At 57.8% G+C, this 20,543-nt stretch carries 20 protein-coding genes; 6 read left to right on the top strand and 14 right to left on the bottom strand.

What is annotated here, in order from left to right; genetic code table 11:
• Positions 1-13: 13 nt before the first annotated feature.
• On the bottom strand, positions 14-502 hold the full coding sequence (locus GNX18_RS03920; RefSeq protein WP_166215521.1) for a nuclear transport factor 2 family protein: 489 nt from the start codon (positions 500-502) through the stop codon (positions 14-16).
• A gap of 212 nt (positions 503-714) precedes the next feature.
• On the opposite strand from GNX18_RS03920, the gene GNX18_RS03915 reads away from it, so the two are divergent.
• Together GNX18_RS03915 and GNX18_RS03910 are read left to right on the top strand one after the other, a co-directional pair.
• A complete protein-coding gene (locus GNX18_RS03915) occupies positions 715-1,326 on the top strand; it encodes a sigma-70 family RNA polymerase sigma factor (RefSeq protein WP_240914217.1) in 612 nt (203 codons plus the stop codon).
• 6 nt (positions 1,327-1,332) lie between these two features.
• A complete protein-coding gene (locus GNX18_RS03910; protein WP_166215517.1) occupies positions 1,333-2,025 on the top strand; it encodes a ChrR family anti-sigma-E factor in 693 nt (230 codons plus the stop codon).
• Positions 2,026-2,166: 141 nt separating this feature from the next.
• Here GNX18_RS03910 and GNX18_RS03905 read toward each other — a convergent pair whose 3' ends face one another.
• Entirely contained in the window at positions 2,167-5,739 is a 3,573-nt protein-coding gene (locus GNX18_RS03905) for an indolepyruvate ferredoxin oxidoreductase family protein (RefSeq protein WP_240914215.1), read from the bottom strand.
• Between the two features lie 369 nt (positions 5,740-6,108).
• On the opposite strand from GNX18_RS03905, the gene GNX18_RS03900 reads away from it, so the two are divergent.
• Positions 6,109-6,591, top strand: coding sequence for an Lrp/AsnC family transcriptional regulator (locus tag GNX18_RS03900; protein WP_138235407.1), 483 nt, complete (start codon positions 6,109-6,111; stop codon positions 6,589-6,591).
• 1 nt (position 6,592) lies between these two features.
• Here GNX18_RS03900 and GNX18_RS03895 read toward each other — a convergent pair whose 3' ends face one another.
• From GNX18_RS03895 to GNX18_RS03870, 6 genes are all read right to left on the bottom strand, one after another.
• Positions 6,593-6,886, bottom strand: coding sequence for a DUF2905 domain-containing protein (locus GNX18_RS03895; protein ID WP_240914213.1), 294 nt, complete (start codon positions 6,884-6,886; stop codon positions 6,593-6,595).
• Between the two features lie 35 nt (positions 6,887-6,921).
• Positions 6,922-9,135, bottom strand: a complete 2,214-nt coding sequence (locus tag GNX18_RS03890) for a M3 family metallopeptidase (RefSeq protein ID WP_205828053.1) — start codon at positions 9,133-9,135, stop codon at positions 6,922-6,924.
• Between the two features lie 297 nt (positions 9,136-9,432).
• Complete coding sequence (locus GNX18_RS03885) at positions 9,433-10,113, bottom strand: glutathione S-transferase family protein (RefSeq protein WP_166215515.1); 681 nt, start codon at positions 10,111-10,113, stop codon at positions 9,433-9,435.
• A gap of 93 nt (positions 10,114-10,206) precedes the next feature.
• Positions 10,207-11,604 (bottom strand): class II 3-deoxy-7-phosphoheptulonate synthase, encoded by a 1,398-nt coding sequence (locus GNX18_RS03880; RefSeq protein ID WP_166215513.1) that lies wholly within the window; start codon positions 11,602-11,604, stop codon positions 10,207-10,209.
• Positions 11,605-11,715: 111 nt separating this feature from the next.
• Positions 11,716-12,912, bottom strand: a complete 1,197-nt coding sequence (locus GNX18_RS03875) for an amino acid aminotransferase (protein WP_166215511.1) — start codon at positions 12,910-12,912, stop codon at positions 11,716-11,718.
• A 94-nt stretch (positions 12,913-13,006) separates the two neighbouring features.
• Positions 13,007-13,540 (bottom strand): MarR family winged helix-turn-helix transcriptional regulator, encoded by a 534-nt coding sequence (locus GNX18_RS03870; protein WP_138235402.1) that lies wholly within the window; start codon positions 13,538-13,540, stop codon positions 13,007-13,009.
• Between the two features lie 406 nt (positions 13,541-13,946).
• Here GNX18_RS03870 and maiA point away from each other — a divergent pair, with 406 nt between their 5' ends.
• A complete protein-coding gene (gene maiA / locus GNX18_RS03865) occupies positions 13,947-14,582 on the top strand; it encodes a maleylacetoacetate isomerase (RefSeq protein WP_166215509.1) in 636 nt (211 codons plus the stop codon).
• A 56-nt stretch (positions 14,583-14,638) separates the two neighbouring features.
• Here maiA and GNX18_RS03860 read toward each other — a convergent pair whose 3' ends face one another.
• Entirely contained in the window at positions 14,639-15,592 is a 954-nt protein-coding gene (locus GNX18_RS03860) for a mechanosensitive ion channel family protein (protein ID WP_166220340.1), read from the bottom strand.
• Positions 15,592-16,497 (bottom strand): 2OG-Fe(II) oxygenase, encoded by a 906-nt coding sequence (locus GNX18_RS03855; RefSeq protein ID WP_205828052.1) that lies wholly within the window; start codon positions 16,495-16,497, stop codon positions 15,592-15,594. Before GNX18_RS03855 ends, GNX18_RS03860 begins: the two co-directional genes overlap by 1 nt.
• A 281-nt stretch (positions 16,498-16,778) precedes the next feature.
• On the opposite strand from GNX18_RS03855, the gene GNX18_RS03850 reads away from it, so the two are divergent.
• On the top strand, positions 16,779-17,252 hold the full coding sequence (locus tag GNX18_RS03850; RefSeq protein ID WP_138235399.1) for an LEA type 2 family protein: 474 nt from the start codon (positions 16,779-16,781) through the stop codon (positions 17,250-17,252).
• 93 nt (positions 17,253-17,345) lie between these two features.
• Here GNX18_RS03850 and GNX18_RS03845 read toward each other — a convergent pair whose 3' ends face one another.
• Genes GNX18_RS03845 through GNX18_RS03835 form a run of 3 tightly spaced genes read right to left on the bottom strand, consistent with a single transcriptional unit; the run spans position 17,346 to position 19,173 of the window.
• Positions 17,346-17,789 (bottom strand): hypothetical protein, encoded by a 444-nt coding sequence (locus GNX18_RS03845; RefSeq protein WP_166215507.1) that lies wholly within the window; start codon positions 17,787-17,789, stop codon positions 17,346-17,348.
• Entirely contained in the window at positions 17,782-18,336 is a 555-nt protein-coding gene (locus GNX18_RS03840; RefSeq protein WP_166215505.1) for an RNA polymerase sigma factor, read from the bottom strand. Before GNX18_RS03840 ends, GNX18_RS03845 begins: the two co-directional genes overlap by 8 nt.
• A 12-nt stretch (positions 18,337-18,348) precedes the next feature.
• The gene (locus GNX18_RS03835; protein ID WP_240914209.1) at positions 18,349-19,173 is read right to left on the bottom strand and encodes a DUF6249 domain-containing protein; all 825 of its coding nucleotides are present in this window, start codon (positions 19,171-19,173) and stop codon (positions 18,349-18,351) included.
• 494 nt (positions 19,174-19,667) lie between these two features.
• Here GNX18_RS03835 and GNX18_RS03830 point away from each other — a divergent pair, with 494 nt between their 5' ends.
• A complete protein-coding gene (locus tag GNX18_RS03830) occupies positions 19,668-19,970 on the top strand; it encodes a YebG family protein (RefSeq protein ID WP_138235395.1) in 303 nt (100 codons plus the stop codon).
• A 171-nt stretch (positions 19,971-20,141) separates the two neighbouring features.
• On the opposite strand, the gene GNX18_RS03825 is transcribed toward GNX18_RS03830, so the two are convergent.
• A complete protein-coding gene (locus GNX18_RS03825) occupies positions 20,142-20,534 on the bottom strand; it encodes an MAPEG family protein (RefSeq protein ID WP_166215503.1) in 393 nt (130 codons plus the stop codon).
• Positions 20,535-20,543: the final 9 nt, after the last annotated feature.

The raw sequence follows: 20,543 nt of genomic DNA, 5'->3' as shown, positions 1-20,543 counted from the left end.
ACATTCTGCCAGCTCATCTCCTTTCCTCCCCGCGGAAGGGCGTCGCGGCAGACATTGGCGCACGCCGGCTTCCGCTCGCCAGCCGACCCTTGACCAGATTCACGACCGCGCCGAGTACCGGAATCTGTTCGTAGACCATCGCTCCGAGATCGTAGATATCCTCATGTTCGAGCACCCGTTCCGCAGTCGGATCTATGGTGAGTAGTGAGGCACCGCGCAACGACAGCAACTTGCCGCCGGCCAGCTTCGGGTGGCGGTAGTGCATGGTCCACCACAGCGAGGCTCTGTCAGCGCTTGCCAGCGTCTGATCAAACACAAAGCGGCATTCACTCAGATTGGCGGCCATACCGGCGAAGTAATCTTCAACTGTCGGGAGGCCACGCAGCTTATGGATCGGGTCGCGAAAGATGACACTCTCCGCATAAACATCGCGCAATTGTCGGGGATCCACGGCGAGAAAATCCCCGTAAAGATCTTCGAGTTTCTCTAATAGCGGCGCCATTCAAGGCCCCTCCTCATTAAACCCAGTACTTAGGCTGCATACGCTGCCATCCGGGTATTGGATTACATGACCACCAGTTCACACTCATGCACTGAGCAGGGGGCGCAGAGGAAGGATGCACAGGTGATCCGAATGCGTTCACGCTGCGTAAAGTAAGGCGCGACTGTGATACCGGGCGAAAAAAGAGAGCGAATCGTATTACCATGGCGGCAATGGAATCAGGAAAAGGTGGCCTGAAGGCAATGCAGTCTTCCCCGCAAACACGAGACGACGAGTGGAGTACCCTGCTGGTAAAAGTTGGGGTATCGCGGGATCGCGTGGCATTTGAGAAGCTCTTCAACCACTTTGCGCCGCTGATCAAGGGGTTCCAGTTCAGTCGCGGTGGGCAGAGTTCGGCGCCGGAAGCCGCCGATGAACTGGTTCAGGAGGTGATGTTCCGGGTATGGCGCAAGGCGCCAAGTTTCGACCCGGCCGTCTCCTCAGCCAGCACCTGGGTATTCACCATTATGCGCAATTGCCGAATTGATGCGTTGCGCCGCAACAGTCGCCAACCGGATACCGATGACAGCCTGGAAGTGGATGACATCTGGGATGAACGCTTTGACAACCAGCCTTTGGTCTATCTACAGCAATCCCGAGCTCAGATTACCGTAGAAGCCGGTCTCAGCAGTCTGCCTCCGGAACAGAGTCACGTCATTGAAAAAGCCTATATGGAGGGAAAATCTCACAGTGAGATCTCTGCGGAGCTGGGGCTGCCATTGGGGACCGTCAAATCCCGAGTGCGCCTGGCATTAAAGAAATTGCAGAGCACACTTGTCAGGTAGGTAACCATGATTCAACACCATCCCGACAACAACATGCTGCTGGAATACGCCAGTGGCAGCCTTAACTGGGCACACAGCCTGGTGGTGTCCGCGCACCTGCAACTTTGCCCCAAGTGCGCGGCACAGTTGAAGTTGCTAAACAGCATTGGCGGCGCCTTACTTGAGTCCGCGGTACCGCCCGCAAATCACACCGATGATACCGAGAGTGCTTTTTCACGGCTGATGGGCAGGATCGATACAAATGAAAACGTGATGGATCGCGTGGTGGTGGACGCTGAGAATCCATCCCCTTCACGGGAACCGGTCTTTTCCAGTTTGCCGCCAGTGGTGAAAAAACTGATGCAGCGCAATCCCGTGCTGAAGTGGCGCCGACTGTCCAAGGGACTGCGGGAGGCGCGGTTGAAGACCGGCCAATCCCGTCACGAAGTGGCATTCCATCGCATTGCGCCCGGTAATAAGGTGGCCGAGCACGATCACCGCGGCAAGGAGATCACCATGGTGCTATACGGAAGTTTTTCCGATGCAGACGGAGTCTATTCACGGGGCGATTTTCTGGTGCGGGAACCCGGTGAGGTCCACCGCCCTACCGCCACCCTGGATCAGGAGTGTCTCTGCCTTTCCGTAGTGGAGGCGCCGGTGGCGCTCACTGGATTCCTGGGCAAGCTTGTGAACCCTTTTCTGTCCATAAAGCCGCAATAACGTCTACCTCGCGGCCGTTATCCGGAGGCCCGGAAAGCCCGGAGTTATCCGTAATACTGTTCACTTAAGCAGCTCTGTGGCGGTGCCGCTACCGAGTGAACAGCATTACGCAGTAATCCGGGCATTGCATTTATTGATAACCTAGCGTGCGCCGGCAATCACACCACTTCCCACAAAGGGACTACCGCCTTTCTTAAAGCGCTCCTTGAGCACCTCCCAGCGCTCGCGAATCGCCGCCATCTTTTCTGCCCGCACATGGCCGTAACCACGCACCTGCTGCGGCAGTGCCAGCAGTTCAGCCGCCAGCTCAGCATTGGCAATGCTCAGATTCCCAGCCACCGTGGTCACCACGTCGTGCACTTCCCGGGCCCAGCGGCGCTCCTCGCGACGCTCCGCGGTATAGCCGAACACATCAAAGATACCGCCGCGCAATACTTTGCCTTTGGCCAGTACCGGTAACACTTTTGCCAGCCACGGGCCAAGTGTAATTTTGCGGATTTTGCCGCTGGCGTCCGGTCGGGCAATCAGTGGCGGTGCCATCAGGAAACGGATTTTGTAGTCACCGGCGAATGTTTCACGCAACTGTTGCCTGAACGACGCTCCGCTGTACAGACGCGCCACCTCGTACTCGTCTTTATGGGCCATGGCTTTAAACAGGCTTCGCGCGGCGATACGGGTGAGGCTCCCGGTACTTTCCTGAAGACGGTTTTCCGCCCGCTCAAGCGCAGTGATCGCCGTGGTAAATTGTCGCGCGTAGCCGGCGCCCTGGTATTCAATAAGCTCATTGGCCAGTCGTGTCACCAGTTGTTCAGTAGTTTCCAGCGGCTCAGCAATGTGTACGGCCTGAGCCGGATTCACCAGTTGATCAAGCGCAGCGGCATCGACCGCAAGCAGGCGACCGGCGCGGAACGCGCGAAGGTTATTTTCTACGGCAACGCCATTCAGGGTAACCGCGCGCTCCACGGCATTCTGTGAAACAGGAAGCAACCCGCGCTGACAGGCGTAACCGAGCATCATAAGGTTTGCCGCAACCGAATCTCCGAACAGCGCCTCGGCGTAGTGGTTTGCATCAAAGCCGAAATATTCTCCAGCCACAGAGCGGATACTGTCCGCGGTGGCGTCCGCAGGAAACGCCAGCTCATTGTTACGCACAAATGCAGCCACCGGAACTTCCGCGGTATTCACCAGTGCTTTCATGCTGCCACTGGCAAACTTGTGGCGCTGCGCCGCCGCGGTCACCATATCGCAAGCGAGCAGCAGGTCGGCGGCACCATCGCGAATGCGCGCGGTGGTGATGTCTTCCGGCGTGTTCCCCACTTTCACATGCGCCACGACCGCGCCATTTTTCTGCGACAGCCCGGTGAAATACAGAGTGGTACTGCCCTTCTGTTCCAGGTGCGCAGCCATGCCCAGCAGCGCGGCCACGGTAAGTACACCGCTGCCACCGATACCGACAACCAAAATGCTCAGTGGCTGCTCGAGTTCTGGCGCCGGGGCATCCCGCAGATTTTCTGTGGCGCGGTCAATCGCCTCAGCCAGTGTATCCAGTGCCGGTTTTTTCAGTTCGCCGCCTTCCACACTGACAAAGCTCGGGCAGAAGCCGTCGGCACAGCGCATATCCTTGTTACAACTCGACTGGTTCACCTGGCGCTTGCGGCCAAACCCGGTTTCAAGCGGTTCCACGGCAATACAGCTCGACTGCACGCTGCAATCGCCGCACCCCTCGCAAACGCGATGGTTAATCAGCAGGCGTTTCGCCGGGTCCTGCATCTGCCCCTTTTTGCGGCGGCGGCGCTTTTCCGCCGCGCACACCTGCTCGTAAATGATCGCGGTGACCCCGGCCGTATCGCGCAACCGGCGCTGCACCTGATCCAGTTCGTCGCGATGGAATATCTGCAGGTCCGCCGGCAACAGATCGCGATGCTGCCGCCAGTGATCGGGGTTTTCACTGACCAGACACACCTGCCCCACTCCTTCCGCCAGCAGCTGCCGGGAGAGTGTGGGCACGGTGACTTCACCATCGGCAGGCTGGCCACCGGTCATGGCCACCGCGTCGTTCAACAGGATCTTGTAGGTGATGTTGATCCTGCTCGCCACCGCCTGGCGGATCGCCAGCAAGCCGGAGTGGTTGTAGGTACCATCGCCCATATTCTGGAAAATATGCTTGTCACTGGAAAAGCGATGCAAGCCCACCCAGTGCGCGCCCTCGCCTCCCATGTGGGAATAGGTATCCGTGCGCAATCCCTTGCCAAGCGCCATGATGTGGCAGCCGATACCGGCACTGCCGATGCTGCCTTCCGGTAATTTGGTCGAACTGTTGTGGGGGCAGCCGGCGCAGAAAATCGGTTCACGGGCGAGCAACCCACTGGCTTTCTGCACCACATCTTTTCCGAGTTTTTCTGCCAATGGCGACAGGCGCGTCGCGAGTTCGGTATCCGCCAGCCAGCGCGCAATGGCCTTCGCCACTTGATCCGGGCCAAAACCCCAGACGGCCGGCAGCAGGTCATTGCCGTCGAGGTCTTTTTTGCCCACCACTCTCGGGCGCTGCTGATCCGGCCAGCCGTAGAAGAGGTTTTTCATCTGGTCTTCCACCAGCGGACGCTTTTCTTCCACCACCAGAATCCGCTCCATACCGCGGGCGAATTCCGACATGCCGCGGGGCTCCAGCGGCCAGCTCATGGCGACCTTGTGGATGGAAATACCCGCGTCCAATAGATGCTGCTCCGTTAGCTGCAGCAACTTGAGCGCTTCCAGCAGGTCGCCATGGGCCTTGCCAACAGTGACGATGCCAAAACGTTTTACCGGCGCATCGATGATGGTCCGATCGAGCTTATTCGCATAGGCAAAAGCGCGCGCTGCAGGCAGACGCTCTTCCAACATGCGTCGCTCGTACTCGAGGCGCTCGGCGGGCCAGTTGAGGTGTGGATCGTAATTGAGACCGTGGGCCGGAACCGGGAACGAATCCGGCAGTACAAACCGAGGCAATTCCGGCACCACAATGGAAGCTCCGGATTCCACGGTTTCGGTGATGGTCTTGAAACCAACCCAAAGGCCGGAGAAACGGGAAAGCGCGATACCCGCAAGGCCCAGGGTAAGGTATTCGTCGATGGTGGCGGGAAACAGCAGCGGCATCATCACCGACTCGAAAATCTGGTCGGTGTTGTGGGAAAACATGGAGGACTCCGCGGTGTGGTCATCGCCACAGAGCGCCAGCACGCCACCGAGCTTCGAGGTCCCCTGGATGTTGGCCTGACGGAAAACGTCGGCGCTGCGATCCACGCCGTGCCCCTTGCCATACCAGATAGAAAACACCCCGTCGCGGGTGGCCTGTTGGCGGTAGTGATCCAACAATTGGGTTCCCCAGATGTTGGTCGCGCCAAGATCCTCATTGATACCCGGCTCAAAGTGGATATCCCGCTCGGCGAGCAGCTTCTTGTGGCGCCACAGTGCCTGATCGTATCCACCGAGAGGTGAGCCGCGATAACCGGAAATGAAACCGGCCGTGTTCAAGCCCGCCTGTTCATCCAACTGCTTTTGCATCAACGGCAGGCGTACCAGAGCATCGATACCTGTGAGAAACACGCGTCCGGATTCCCGGGTAAACGCCGCCGTCAGGGAGTACTCCCGGTCAAAGCCCAATTCCTGATCAGTTTCGACCATCGCCATGGTGGGGACCTTCTCGCTGTTTCCGGCGCCGGATGCAAAGGGGGGCAAGTCGGCGTAATCCGGTGATAATTTGTTGTTTTCCGTACGCTATCACCGGAAAGACGAGCAGGTCATACCAAATTCACTAGAAAACGCGAGCAAGACGGAAAGAATTCACCACTTCTCTAACGGTTTCTGCAATAATCAACAAGCCGTGGACAATTATTGAGAATCTTTATCAAATTGTGTCCCGCCGCCGGTTTCAGTGCCTGCCCGAGCGCGGGTAATTGGCGATTCCCGATTGAACCAGTTCAACAATCCGGTCACGGGAAGTATGCTTTTCAAGACAATGTCCGCGGTGGCAGCTGTCGCATTCGCTACCAGCGCCACCTAATTTGCACCTAGATCAAAAACAGACGGAAACACCAGGACCCCCCTATGGCCTATATGCTGGACGCCATCGACAAGCACATTCTGGAAATTCTTCAGCAGGACGCGACCATTCCCAATATTGAGCTGGCGGAGAAGGTCTGTCTGTCTCCCTCCCCTTGTTCCCGCCGTGTGAAAAACCTGCACGAACAGGGCTTTATCAAGCGCGCCGTCACCTTGCTGGAACCGGATATGGTGGGCCTACCGGTGAGCGTGTTTATTCAGGTGACCCTGAATCACCAGGTAAAGAAAGAATTGCAGCACTTTGAGTCCACCATTGCGCAGTGGCCAGAGGTAATGGAGTGCTATCTGATGACCGGAGATTTTGACTACCTGTTGCGCGTGGTGGTGCCAAATCTGCATGCTTATCAGGAATTTCTTGACAAGAAATTGACCGAGTTGCCCGGTATCGACCATATCAAGAGCAGCTTTTCACTGAAGCAGGTGCGCTACAGAACCGAACTGCCACTGGACCAGTTACTGGAAAAATGAGTCAGCGGCGAAACAAGCTGAAAAGTACACTCAACACCACGCTGATAATGATCATCGACGTAATCGGAAAATAAACCCGGCTGCGCTCGGATTCGATTCGAATATCACCGGGAAGGCGCCCGAACCAACTGAACAGGCTCGGAAAGAAATGCAGCAGCACGCCGACTAATACCAGCGCGCAGCCAAGAATGATCAGCCACTTTGACACGCTTCCGCCCCCTTCAAAGATTCCATTCAGTGTAGAAGTTTTTGCGCACTGCCGAGATAAAACAAAAAAGCCGCGATGTTTGCGCATCGCGGCCTTTTTGTTGAGCGGGTCAGCCCCGCAGGTTATTCACCCGCAGAGGCTGTAGCTTCTGCTTTTTCACCAGGGACGGGGAACCCGCGATCGCGCATCAGCGGCTCGATGCCCGCATCACGGCCACGGAACAAACGATAGGCTTCCGCCGGGTCGATGGCATTGCGCGGTGCGAACAGGTATTTCACCAGCTTGCCCGCCACTTCCTTGTCGTAGAAACCACCCTTCGCCTCGGCAAAGGCTTCAGCCGCGTCAGAGGTCAGCACGTCCGCCCACATGTAACCGTAGTAGCCGGCGGAATAACCCTCACCGGAAAAGATATGACCGAACTGAGGCGTGCGGTGGCGCATCACCAGTTCGCTCGGCATACCCAGCGCGTCGAGTGTTTCACGCTCAAATTTATCCGGGTCAATACCTTTCGGATCGGTGGTGTGCAGCTTCATATCCACCAGTGCGGATGCCAGATACTCGGTAGTGCTGAAACCCTGGTTGAAGTTTGCGGCCTTCTTGATCTTTGCAACCAACTCCGCCGGAATCGGTTCGCCCGTTTTGTAGTGCACAAGATAATTATCGATGACCGGATCCGTGCTCAACCAGCGCTCCAGCAACTGCGACTGGAACTCGGTGTAGTCACGCACACCGCTGTTCAACGTCGGGTAGGCGACGTTGGACGCGAGGAAGTGCAATGCGTGGCCGAACTCGTGGAAGAACGTGGTCGCATCATCCCAGCTCACCAATACCGGCTCGCCTTTGATGAAGTTGGAGTTGTTGGAAGCAAGTACCGTTTCCTTGCCATCAAAGGTCGTGTGGTCGCGGTACATACTGGCCCATGCACCGGAGCGTTTGCCGGCGCGGGCAAATGGATCGAGATACCACAGCCCGATGTGTTCGCCGGACGTCTTATCTTTGACTTCCCAAACTTTCACATCCTCGTGGTATACCGGCACAGAGCCCGCCTTCACTGGGGTAAAGCTGAAATTGAAGAGTTCCCCCGCCACATAGAACATGCCCTCGCGCAGCTTATCCAGCTGCAAGTACTGCTTGACCTCATCGGAATCCAGGTCGTACTTCGCTTTGCGTACTTTTTCCGCATAGAAACGATAGTCCCAGGGTTCGATCTTGATGCCGGCCTTTTCCGCATCGGCAACCGCCTGCATATCCGCCACCTCTTCGTGTACACGGGCAACCGCCGCCGGCCACACCGCCTCCATCAGTTCAATGGCATTCTCCGGGGTTTTGGCCATGCGGTTCTGCAGGCGCCACTCGGCGTAGTTATCAAAGCCCAGCAGACCTACACGCTCATCGCGCAGCTGCAGAATCTCAGCAATGATCGCGTTGTTATCGTGTTCACCGCCGTTATCGCCACGGCTGTAGTAATTACGCCACACCTTTTCGCGCAGCGCGCGGTCTTCCGAATAGGTAAGGAACGGGTCCATCGACGAGCGAGTATTGGTGATCGCGTACTTGCCTTTCTGCCCCTTCTCCTCCGCCAGCGCAGCTGCCGCTTTGACGAAAGATTCCGGCAGGCCCTTCAACTGATCACTGAGCAGGAAAATATCGTAGCCCTCCTCATCCGCCAGTACATTATTGGCGAATCTGGTGTGCAGTTCTGCAAGACGCTCGTTGATTTCCGCATAGCGCGCCTTGGCTTCACCGGTCAGGGTGGCACCGTTGGTGGCAAACTCGTCATAGACCAGTTCAACCACGCGCTTCTGCTCTGGCGTCAGGTCTGATTCATTGCGCGTATCAAAAACGGCTTTCACACGCTGAAACAGCTTATCGTTTTGAATGATCTTGGAATTGAACGCTGCGAGCTGAGGCGCCATCTCAGCCTGCACGGCGCGGAACTCAGGAGATGACATGTTGCCACTCCAGATGCCCCAGTACGTGAATACCTGATCAAGCGCCTTGCCGCTGCGCTCCATTTCTTCAATGGTATTGGCAAAGGTGGCGGCATCCGGGTTGCCGGCAATCTGTTCAATTTCCGCAAGATTCTGCGCCATCGCGTACTCAAGCGCGGGCTTAAGGTCTTCCACCTTCATTTTGTCGAAGGCCGGCACGCCGCCATAAGGGCCGGCCCATTCCGTTAACAGTGGATTAGCACCGATAGCATCGGCTGCAGTCGCAGCGGAAGCCACCGCTTGCTCCGATGGCTTGGCCACCTGCGCCTGTTCGGAATCTTTACCGCAGCCCGCAAGGGCCGCGAGTGCGGCGGCAATGGACATCGCGATCAATGTTTGACGCATCGACTCGATCCTCTTCTTTCTTTGGAAGTTTCTTTGACTATTTTTAAGATTGTTAAAATCCTGACCTGCCCGAGTGTACCCCGAGGCGGCAGATGTCGCTATGACGCACCGACCAGCCCGCGTTTTTGTATGGCGAAGCGAATTTCACACCGAACAACCCCCTGCTCCTGACCAACTTTGCGGAGAAAAGTCTGTGGGAGGAGCCAGTTCCCTAGTTTGATAACGGCTTATTAAGTGAATACTTTTAACCTGCTCATAGAAACCGGGCCTAAGCCCGGTTACACAAAAAAGCTCTGATCAGGCCCGACGGTCGTCCACAATCGACCCGTACATTTCCAGTTCGGCTTCGTGATCATGCTCGCGCCAGGTCTCGCGAAGTGCGTCGGCAATCCAGGCCTGCAGGCCCGGCAGTGCCAGTATGCGCTCGCAATAAGCCATGGCCTCATCCCCGAGTGAGAGTTGATAGCCCCGCAAGCGTATGGCTACAGGTGCGAAAAATGCATCCACCGCGGTAAACGAAGCCCCTGCAAGGAAAGGACCTCCGAATCGCCTCAAGCCCTGCAGCCACAATTCCTCAATTCTGTCGAGATCCTTGCGGAGAGCGGTACTTACTTCATGCAGCGCCACAGTCACACCACAGTTCATACTGCACTGACTGCGCAATGCAGAAAATCCCGAGTGCATTTCTGCCGCCGCACTGCGTGCCCAGGCCCTCGCCTGCCGGTCCTGCGGCCACACACGGGGGAAAGACTCGTAGAGATATTCCGCGATCGCGAGAGAATCCCACACGGTGGTCTCTCCATCCACCAGGCACGGTACCAGGCCGGTGGGAGAAAACCTGCGGAACTTGCCCCAGCTGCCACCTTCATCAAACGGCACAAGCTCCTCTTCGAAGGGAATATCCAGTTGGGTCGCCAGCAGCCAGGGGCGCAGCGACCATGATGAATAATTCTTGTTGCCGATAAATAACTGATACATCGCACTCTCCCTTTCAAAAAGTTCGGGTCGCCGGGCAATCCGGCACGCTCAGCCTGAAGCCATCGTACCGATGCCCTGCCAGGTTTTCAGTGTTTATGCGCCGCCGTTGCGGCCCTCGCGCAGCAACTCGGAAACGCAGAACGCCAGTTCGAGTACCTGGTCTGCGTTTAATCGGGGATCGCACTGGGTGCGATAGCAGCTGGCGAGATCCGCATCGGAAATTTTCCAGGCACCGCCTGTGCACTCAGTAACGTGTTGGCCGGTCATTTCCAGATGAATACCGCCGGGATGGCTACCCTCGGCGCGATGCACCGCAAAGAAGTCGCGAATTTCCCGCAGGATATTGTCGAAGTTTCGCGTCTTGTAGCCGCTCGATGCTTTCTCCGTATTACCGTGCATCGGATCGGTGCTCCACACCACCGAGCGCCCTTCCCTTTCTACCGCGCGCACCAGCTCCGGTAATTTTTCGCCCAAAGTGTTCGCCCCCATACGGGTAATAAGCGTCAGACGCCCGGGCTCGTTGTTCGGGTTCAGGCGGTCGATCAGACGAATCAGCTCATCCGTGGCCATACCCGGCCCGACCTTGACCCCGATCGGGTTCCACACACCCGCGAGGAACTCCACATGTGCCGCGTCAAGCTGACGGGTACGCTCGCCGATCCACAGCATATGCGCAGAGCAGTCGTACCATCGGCCGGTGAGGCTGTCGGTGCGAGTCAGCGCCTGCTCGTAGTTCAACAGCAGTGCTTCGTGCGAAGTGAACAACGTGGTCTCGCGAATGGCCGGAGTATTGGTGGAATTGATTCCACAGACTGCCATAAACTCCAACGCATCCTGCAAACGCTCAGCCAGTTGCAGATAGCGGTCCCGCTGCGGATTATTCTCCAGGTAGCTCAGGTTCCAGGCGTGCACCTGGTGCAAATCTGCGAGCCCGCCCTGGGCAAAAGCACGCAGCAGATTCAGCGTGGCAGCGGACTGGTTGTAGGCCGTCAACATGCGTCGCGGGTCTGGCACCCGCGCCTGTGCGGTAAAGTCAATGCCGTTGATGATGTCGCCGCGATAACTGGGTAGCTCTACCCCACCGATATTTTCCATATCGGCAGAACGGGGTTTGGCATACTGTCCCGCCATGCGCGCAACCTTCACCACCGGCAGATTGCCCGCAAACGTCAGCACTACCGCCATCTGCAGCAACACCTTGAAGGTGTCGCGAATTCGGTTGGCATTGAAATCGGCAAAAGACTCGGCGCAATCCCCGCCCTGCAGTAGAAACGCCTTACCCTGCGCGACTTCCGCCAACTGCCGGCGTAGCTCGCGCGCCTCGGCGGCGAAAACTAGCGGCGGATAGCTGGCGAGCTCACGCTCGACGGATTCGACTTCGGATATGGATTGGTATTTCGGCTGCTGGTGTGCGGTAAGCTTGCGCCAGCTCGCCGGATCCCAGGGTTTGACTAAAGGCTCGGACACAGGGGCATCTACCTCAACTTCCATTTTCGGTTTCACTTCAAACGATATGCAGGTGTTGCACGGCGAAACCGCCGCGCAGCTCAATTATTGACGGGGCTTAACAGGCCGCGCCGGCGGCGCGGCCGACATCCAGCGTCAGGATTCCAGAACTTCAGCAACAGACTGGCAGAAGTACGCCATGTTGCTCTGACTTAGACCGGCGATACTGATTCGGCTGGAATCTACCATATAAATGGAATAATCCCGTTGCAGTTTCTGCACCTGTTCTGGGTTGATTCCCAGAAATGAGAACATTCCCTTCTGGTTCTGGATAAACCGGAAATCACCTGCTGCCCCTGCGGCCTGTAGACTTTCGACCAACCCTGAGCGCAGGCCGTTAATACGCTCGCGCATTTCCGCGAGCTCCGCTTCCCAATTCGCGCGCAGACTGGCATCGGTCAGGATGGACTCGACAATGGCGCCACCGTGGTTGGGTGGCATGGAGTAATTGCCGCGCACTACATTCAGCAGCTGGCTCTGGCCACGATCCGCTGCGGCGGCATCGCTGTATATCACCATTGCCAGACCGACACGCTCGCGATAAAGGCCGAAATTTTTTGAGCATGAGGCTGCCACAAGCATTTCCGGTACTGACTCTGCCATCAGACGAAGACCATAGGCATCCGCATCCAGGCTCTCGCCAAAACCCTGGTATGCCATATCCACAAAAGGTGTGAACCCCTGTGTCTGCGCCATTTCTGCCAGCACTTTCCACTGCTCGCGGGAGAGGTCCGCACCGCAGGGGTTGTGGCAGCAAGCGTGGAACAATACCAGATCGCCTTCGCCCACATTCTTAAGGGTTTCCACCATGGCGTCGAACTGCAGACTGCTGGTAGCGCGGTCGTAATACGGATAGCTCTTGATCTGCAAACCCGCGTTGCCAAGCAGCGGAACGTGATTCGCCCAGGTGGGATCACTCACCCAAATAGTGGCGCCAGCCTTGGCGCGATTGGTGAATTCTGCCAGCACACGCAGTGCACCGCAGCCACCGGGCGTCTGCGCAGAGCGCACACGATTGCCTACCAGCGCGGGGTGGCCCGCACCCAACACCAGCTCCTGCATGGCGCTGTTGAACCCCGGGGTACCGGCCGGGCCAATATAGGATTTGGTTTCTTCGCTTTGCAGCAGACGCGTCTCCGCTTCCTTCACCGCCTGCAGCACCGGTGTATGGCCCGCTTCGTCCTTATATACCCCCACCCCCAGGTCAATTTTGTTGGGGTTTTCATCGGTACGATAGGTGGCCAGCAGGCCGAGAATCGGGTCTGCGGGGAGGCTTGTCAGGTGATCGAACATGGTAGCTCCTGATAATTCATACTGGCGCGTCCAGAGGGCGCACCTCTTGCAATTTGGGTGGGGGCGCGAATGGCCAGGGCAACAAAAGCCCGGGTCAGTCGATAAGGCCGCGGTTGGCCCAGTCCTGCGCGCGCGCCATCAGCTTTTCGATGATGCTGTCGAGCTGTTGGCGCTCATCGGTCGAGAGCGATCCCATCAGGTCGTTCTCATACTGTTGCGCAAGCGGCACAATGCGTTCGTACACATCGCGCCCCAGCTCCGACAGATTCAGCACCTGGCGACGGCGGTCCGCGAGGTCTTCGCTACGGGTGATGTAATCGTTCTTGATCAGGATCGACACGGCGCGACTGATGGCCACTTTATCCATCGCTGTCTGCTCCACCAGATCTGCGGCGGAGAGATTGGAAAAGCGCCCCAGTATTGCCATCACCCGCCAGGCAGGGATAGTGAGGTCAAAACGCGCACTGTAGGCATCCGCAATGGCGTTGCTCACTCGGTTGGAAAGTACCGACAGCCGGTAAGGCAGAAATTTTTCCAGACGCAGGTCGTCCGGACGCACAGCGTCAATAGGGTCCGCAATGGCGCTTGCCGGATCTACGCTATCGCTTCGTGTGTTATCTGTTGTCATCGCGGTTCATTCACCTGCTGAGGAACGGGTTGTACCAGGTTTCAAATGTAACTAAGATTGGTTTCAATTGTAACCACTGCCGCAGGAATTTTTGGCTGACACAGACTCCCGGCAGCCGCCGACAGGGACGAACGAGCATTGGCAACCCGCCCGGAGACGCTGATGGCTGCCCAGCCGGGCATTGTCCACTGGCGAACAAATCGGCAATTGGGCGCGGCCGTATAGCAGTTCAAGAAATCGGCCGCGCATTATACGGGGTTTGACGCCATTTTTGTCAGCAATTACAGGGTTTCACGCAAACTGTTTGCGTCGATGTCTCCCAATGACCTGCCGCAACAACATGGCACAGAGCCGGACTCGCGAATGCGACCTACCCAACGCTCAATAATCAGACAGGAAATCAGAAATGGAACTGCACGGCTACTTCCGATCCTCCGCCAGCTACCGCGTACGTATTGCCCTCAACCTCAAAGGGCTCCAATACGACTACCATCCGGTGAACCTGCTGGAAGGCGAGCAACGGGAGGCGGCTTACCGCAGCCTGAATCCACAGGGGCTGGTACCAGCCCTGGTCGATGCCGGCCACGTATTTACCCAGTCCCTCGCCATTCTCGAGTGGTTGGATGAGCAATACCCTGAGCCTGCGCTTTTACCCCGGGAATCGCTCGCCCGCGCACAGGTACGCGCCCTGGCCTATAACGTCGCCTGCGACATTCAGCCACTGCAGAATCTACGCGTGCTTAAATACCTGCAGTCCACACTGAGTGCGGGTGAAGAACAGAAAATCGACTGGATTCGCCACTGGATCGACGGAGGATTCCGCGCACTGGAACCGCAGTTGAGCTCAAGTGCCACACCATTTGCCGGCGGCGAGACCCCGGGGCTGTTTGAATGCTGCCTGATCCCGCAAATATATAACGCCGAACGCTTCGGACTGAAGGTGGATGACTACCCGCATATTGCGCGGATCGCCAAGGCGTGTGCCGCCCTGCCCGCCTTTGACCGGGCGAGACCGGAAAACCAGCCAGACAGCACGGTGTAAACCGCGCAGTATTCAACCCGGCAACATTTCATTGCCGGGTTAATTGCACCAACCTCTTACTCGCTGTGAGCCTCTTCCAACCTCAAGGGGTCTCTGAGCACCAGCGTCCGGTATGGGAAGGGAATTTCCATACCAGCGGCATCCAATGCCTGCTTGACCGCACGGACTACCTCCCCCCGGGACTCCCGCTCTTGCAGTGGCGTTGAACCGCCCCACCAGGTGACCTCGATTTCGATACTGCTGTCGGCAAAAGCACGCGGAAAGATCTGCACCGGTTCGTCGTCGCGCACCGACTCACAGGACTCCACCGCCTGTGTAATAACGGTCACTGCGGCTGAGAGATCCACGTCATAGCTGACACCCACAATGACGGTAAAGCGGCGTTTGTTGCGATCGGTGAGAATTTCCACCGGATTCTTGAACAGGAAAAGGTTGGGTACGATCACCAGCTCCCCAGTGGTGCGGCGAATTGCGGTATTGCGCACATCCACCTGCTCCACCCGCCCCTGCACCTCTTCGCACTTGATGACATCTCCAGCTTCGAAAGGAAAGCGCCACAGGATCAGGATGCCGGCGAAAAAATTCTCGAAAATATCCTTGAATGCCAAACCAACCGCCACCGACAGCAACCCCAGGCCACCCAGGGCACGCGCCGGCGTTAACCCCGGGAACATAATCATCGCGGTAAACAGCAGCCCGATCACCCAAACCACGATCTTGGCGAGGCGCACCAGCAGATGTTGCAGAGAAGGACGTTGAGTGGTTCGCCTGGCGAAGCGGAATACGCAACGCCCCACCAGCGTGGCCACCACCCAAGTCAGCACCAGCATCAGCATACTGGCGACGATAAACGGGATATGGCCGAGAAACGCCTTCCAGATGTTGAGAATAGAAGCCGTCACCGTATCCAGAATTTCCGGAAACGACGAAGGGGCGACCTCCGCGAGCTTCAGTGACTCCGCCAGCTCTTCCGCTTTGTCGCCCCCCGGGGGCTGCTCCTGCCCGCCCATCAGTCGCTCCGCGCCAGGTAATCCCCCAGGCGCAACCACTTGGTGGCAATCCATTTTTCCCCCGCCACCACGGGGCTGCCACCGTGTAGCGTCTGGTAATCCAGGCCGCCGGCATCATCGGCATAGGAGAAGAACAGGCCGCAGCCTTTCTTGGGCAGGATATCCAGGCCGATTTTGGGAAACACCGTAGAACCGCCGGCCTTTACATCGTTCAGGTAAATGATCAGGGTACCCACACGCTGCCCGCCCATTGACAGAACCCGCTGGTTTCCGGGGCGCGCCGGATCAAAGAAATCGTAGTGCGGCCGATATTCAGCCCCGGGCGGATAGTGAAGAATCTGCAGCGGTTCACCCCGGCTTTCGGCCACCCCCAACAGACGGGACAGGCGGGATTCGATGGCGGCGACCAGTGGGGTTTCCCCGCGCTGAAAGAAAGCCCCAGAGCTTGTGCGCACGTCGCGTTTAAGCTCGTAGGTTCCTTTGTCGGCATTGACCACGCGCGAAGGCGTAAGCTTCGGGCGCGACGATTCGATCAGGGCATCGCATTCCCAGTCACAGAGCAGATTACCAAACAGAACGACGTTGGGTTGCCGCATGGCCAGCAGCACCTCCACCTGGCGATCATTAAGGTCGATGCAATTTGCACTCAACTCAAACAGCCGAAAGCGCTTGCCATCCTCCACCGCGGTTGCAGATCCGTGCTCCGCGGCAGCCTCCGCCGTCACGGCACCGGTCTCATGGTCAGCCAAATCCTGACCGGCCAAACACTGTTGCACAGCGCGTTCAATCTCGGGCCGATACCCCGCTTTCAGCAGGGCATCCATCATTGCAGCGAGGCTCTGACCACGCTTTATGGCATCCCGTATCCACTGCTGCAGATCCGGCTGTAACTGCGCAAACTCCACAAGACACTCCTTTGCCCTACTTTGCCCTACGCCCCTCCAGTGTCGCTCCAAATTGACACCGTACTGGGACCAGAGTATAGCCCTGTGTACAAATCCCCGCGAAACCCGACGACTCAAACCGGGCTTCCCGGGTGCCCAGGTTGCCCGCGCGCTGAACCCTTTGTCGCGAATGCGGTCTTTTACCGACCAATCCAACCGTATCCCAAGGGGGAACAGTGAGTCATTTGCTTCCACTTTTTGCACGAATTAATCCGTCCGCCTACAAAGCGGTATGCCGGGCCATGAATGTACCCATTCTACTGGTCACTCTGCTGGTCGCCCTTTCCCTGCAGGGCTGCGCAACCCTCTCGCCGGATTTTGAAACCCCCGAGGTACAAGTGACGGCGCTGGAGCCCCTGCCGAACAACCACAGCGGCGATCTGCGTTTCCGCATCCATTTGCGAGTATTCAATCCCAATGACACGGACCTGGCGCTGTCCGGCCTCTACTACACCCTTAAACTGGCGGGACACAAAGTGATCACTGGCACGTCCAACACGCTACCGGTAATCCCGGCCTACGGACAGGAGGCCATTGTCGTCGACGCCTCCGCCAACCTGATGGGTTCATTTATGGCGGCCGCGGAATTGCTTCAGTTGCAGGGTAACACCGTGCCCTATGAGTTGGAGGCCAAGCTCGGGCTGCAGCGCACCCTCCTGCCCGCCATCCGCGTAACCAAGCGCGGCGAAATACCATTGGGGCAATACAGTCGATAAAGGGGGAGAGAGCAGAGACAAATAGAAGAGAGGTTAAAGCCGGAGGAAAACCTCCGGCTGGAAGGACATTGCCGCCTGGACGCCGGGATCAGATCAGCGCCGCGCGGCCAGAATTCCGCCAGTCATGGCAGCCATGGAACTCGCAATGCTCAGGCCCACCAGGCTGTACAGGCTGATGCTCTGCTCCACCAGTGACGCCAGTACCTGATCGAGCGGGAACTGCCAGCAGACGATGGCGGAAGCAGCCACCACCGCCGCATATTGAAAGCGGGAGGCTCGACGCTCTGCGCGTTTCGCCGGAACCGGAGGCAGATCTGCCATCACCCGTTCGCAAAAGCCATCATCGTCCAGATGCGGTTCGTTGAACTGCAGTTGCTGCGACAGCCAAGTGTCAAAATCCGGCTCACCGTCTGTCATATCCGGCCGCAGCCCGGGCTGCGCGAAACCGTCTTTGGTAACCATGCCTTTACTATCACTCCCAGAAGCATCACCAGATGTGTTTCGGGGTTGTGCTGACTGCTGTTTGAAATCAGCCATTGACTACCTCCTCTCGCCAGGCCTGCAGTAGGGTCTGCAGTTTGGCCCGCGCGCGATTGACGTGGGATTTTACCGTGCCCAGCGGCAACTTCATAATGCTCGCGGCCTCTTCGTGTGAAAAGCCGCGCTGCATGCACAGATGCACCGCCTGCCGCTGGACGTCACTCAATTCCCCCATAGCCGAATTCAGATCTCTGGCCATCCCCAGCTGCAGCGCTTCTTCGACGCTCTCGCTGGCCTGGGCCCGATCTACCGCATCCTGGTCCACGTCCGGCGCATTCTTGCGCTTGTGACTCATGACCAGATTGTAGGCAATGCGATACAGCCAGGTGCTGAATCGCGCATCCCCCCGAAAAGCAGGCAGCGCCTTATAGGCTTTGATAAAAGCCTCCTGCGCCATATCGTCGGCGAGCGCCTGGTCGCCATCGCACAGCTGACGAAGCGAGAAACGCAGCTGTGACTGATAGCAACGAACCAGCTGGGCATAGGCCCGCTGGTCCCCGTCTTCGACGACGCGCCGGATCAGGTCCTCATCATTGAGGCTCATGGATGGCCGCCCTTAACCTGCTTGCTGCTGCTGATCGAGTTTCCAGTTGATATAGCGGGCTATACCGATGAACAGCGGAATCAGGCCCAGGCTACCGACCCCCAGGCCAGCGGTCGCGGTCAGCCAGATAAAGATCGCAGCGCCCACAGCAATCAGTGTAAAGCCCCGGTCCTTGGTGTTGCGGCGCCCTTCACCTTCCATCGCATCGAGGAGTTCCGGCGGAATATCGCGACCTTCCGATACCAGGCGGTTGATGTTCTCCATCACCAGTTGCTTCTTGCGGTAGCTGTTGCGGGTCACCAGCCACACGATCAGGATCGGCATACCGAAAAATCCCAGAATGGCGAAAATGCCGATCAGCCACTCCATGTCCCGCGGGCGATATTGTTCGATATCGTGCCCATGATGCATATCTCGTTCCGCACGCTCGCGAGCGCGTTCGGCCCGCTCCCGCGCGCGTTCGGCCTGTTCCATCTCGGCCTTGATACCGATTTCGATGTTGCGTGGCACGGATTCCAGCGCCTCATCCACCACCAGGCCCTTCTCATCGAGAATGCCCTTCTCCTCAAGCTTCTCGTAGATCCGGCGGGTTACCGCACCGCCAAACTCCTCGCCGAGGTTGATCTCCACATTGGCACTCTCGCCATTCTCATCACGGGCGTGAATACGCAGACTCCCGTCCTCCTGGCGCAGAATCCTCACCTGCTTGGAGACCTTCGCCTCAGGTGCCGGCGCCACTTCGGGTGCGGGCGGCACAGGAGGTACTGGTGCAGCCGCCTCCCCCGCTTCCTGGGCAACCAGGTTTCCGGACAACCCCACAGCTAGGGATGCCGCCAAGGCGAAGCCCCAAACCGGTGACCGGCGCTGAACATGTGAATTGCTCGCTCTCATTCGTGTTATCTCGCTCTTACTCAAATTGGTCCTGGAAGCAGTACCGGGAAACAGCCCGCGGGCATATATTCCCGCGGCAAAGGCGCCGCACTGGCACCAGATTGTACCTTTTTCGATCACTCCGCATCAGGGGGGCGACTACTGGCCATCTGCCCGGCCCCGGGGACCGAATGCGTCTTACCCGTTCAACAGATGGACGCGGGAGAGTTCCGATTTGGATGCAATGGCCGCGAAAAATTCTCTCGCTGCGAATCTCCCCAATCGGTTCACCGGGGCTCAAATCGCGGTTGACACTGGATACCTATACAGTTACCTTGTGTGCATCCCGGCCAATAACAAGTTAACCAATGTTTGCGGGATACAGCCTGCGACTGCACTGGTCAGCAATCAGCCAAGACAATTTTTCCAGAGCAATTTTTCCAGAACAACAGGAGGCCCTTATGGCGGTAGTAGCCGTTTGGAAATGCGATAGAGACGGAGCCATGTTCGACAACAAGAAAGACGCCGAAGAACACGACAAGATGCTGGAACTGGCCGCAAACATTACCGCGCTGATCGAGCGCCATGTAGCGGGCGTTTCCGAGCAGGCGAGCGAAGAAATTGGCCTGATGCTGGCGAAGCGTCGCGAAGTCCTGGCCCGGGCCTGCAAGGGCAAGCCGGAAGACCTGCTCACTGAGGATGAAAGCTTCAACGAATCAAATGCCCAGAGCGAGAACGTAACTCCGCTCGCGGCAAACCAGTAATTCGCGCCGCCCGGCCTGTCCCCCGCTGGCCGGGCGACCCGATCCCGGGGCATCCCTCTCCTCTGGGGAGAATGGAAGCCTCACCTTTTTCCATCCCTGTACTCTGCCCGGCCCCCGCCGGGCTTTTTTTGTGGCCGCGGAATAATGGCCGCGCGCGTAGCGGTCACTCGATCAGAGCACAGCGGCGATATCTATCAGCGCCAGAGTGGCGATCACCAGCCAGGTCAGCAAGGTGCCGAAGAAGCGCCCCGGATGGTAGCCTCCCTTGCCGCCGATCAGACCGATAGCATGCAGCAGTCTCGCGAACACCAATGCGCCGCCGAGACAGTGCAGCCACAAGGGCGCCAGGCCGTTAAGTTCGGCGATCAACATCAGGATCAGCGCCAGGGGGATATATTCCACCGCATTGGCATGGGCCCGGATTAGTACCGAGCCCTCCTTGTCGCCGCCAGTGCCGATCCCCACCTTCTTGCCGCGGCGAAAACCCACCACTCTGAATGCCAGCGCAAGCACCAGCAACGCACACAAACCCGCGTAGAGCGCGGTAATTTCCACATTTTGCATTTTTATTCC

It is taken from the genome of Microbulbifer sp. SH-1 (genome assembly GCF_011326135.1).
Taxonomy (GTDB): Bacteria; Pseudomonadota; Gammaproteobacteria; order Pseudomonadales; family Cellvibrionaceae; genus Microbulbifer; species Microbulbifer harenosus.
Note: the sequence above shows the minus strand (reverse complement) of the source record. Positions and strands in the feature narration are given on the sequence as shown.

Coding starts and splice junctions, on each gene's coding strand:
- GNX18_RS03920 (WP_166215521.1), bottom strand. CDS start 502: ATGGCGCCGCTATTAGAGAAACTCGAAGATCTTTACGGGGATTTTCTC.
- GNX18_RS03915 (WP_240914217.1), top strand. CDS start 715: ATGGAATCAGGAAAAGGTGGCCTGAAGGCAATGCAGTCTTCCCCGCAA.
- GNX18_RS03910 (WP_166215517.1), top strand. CDS start 1,333: ATGATTCAACACCATCCCGACAACAACATGCTGCTGGAATACGCCAGT.
- GNX18_RS03900 (WP_138235407.1), top strand. CDS start 6,109: ATGGCCTATATGCTGGACGCCATCGACAAGCACATTCTGGAAATTCTT.
- GNX18_RS03895 (WP_240914213.1), bottom strand. CDS start 6,886: ATGCGCAAACATCGCGGCTTTTTTGTTTTATCTCGGCAGTGCGCAAAA.
- GNX18_RS03890 (WP_205828053.1), bottom strand. CDS start 9,135: ATGCGTCAAACATTGATCGCGATGTCCATTGCCGCCGCACTCGCGGCC.
- GNX18_RS03885 (WP_166215515.1), bottom strand. CDS start 10,113: ATGTATCAGTTATTTATCGGCAACAAGAATTATTCATCATGGTCGCTG.
- GNX18_RS03880 (WP_166215513.1), bottom strand. CDS start 11,604: ATGGAAGTTGAGGTAGATGCCCCTGTGTCCGAGCCTTTAGTCAAACCC.
- GNX18_RS03875 (WP_166215511.1), bottom strand. CDS start 12,912: ATGTTCGATCACCTGACAAGCCTCCCCGCAGACCCGATTCTCGGCCTG.
- GNX18_RS03870 (WP_138235402.1), bottom strand. CDS start 13,540: ATGACAACAGATAACACACGAAGCGATAGCGTAGATCCGGCAAGCGCC.
- maiA (WP_166215509.1), top strand. CDS start 13,947: ATGGAACTGCACGGCTACTTCCGATCCTCCGCCAGCTACCGCGTACGT.
- GNX18_RS03860 (WP_166220340.1), bottom strand. CDS start 15,592: ATGGGCGGGCAGGAGCAGCCCCCGGGGGGCGACAAAGCGGAAGAGCTG.
- GNX18_RS03850 (WP_138235399.1), top strand. CDS start 16,779: ATGAATGTACCCATTCTACTGGTCACTCTGCTGGTCGCCCTTTCCCTG.
- GNX18_RS03845 (WP_166215507.1), bottom strand. CDS start 17,789: ATGGCTGATTTCAAACAGCAGTCAGCACAACCCCGAAACACATCTGGT.
- GNX18_RS03840 (WP_166215505.1), bottom strand. CDS start 18,336: ATGAGCCTCAATGATGAGGACCTGATCCGGCGCGTCGTCGAAGACGGG.
- GNX18_RS03830 (WP_138235395.1), top strand. CDS start 19,668: ATGGCGGTAGTAGCCGTTTGGAAATGCGATAGAGACGGAGCCATGTTC.
- GNX18_RS03825 (WP_166215503.1), bottom strand. CDS start 20,534: ATGCAAAATGTGGAAATTACCGCGCTCTACGCGGGTTTGTGTGCGTTG.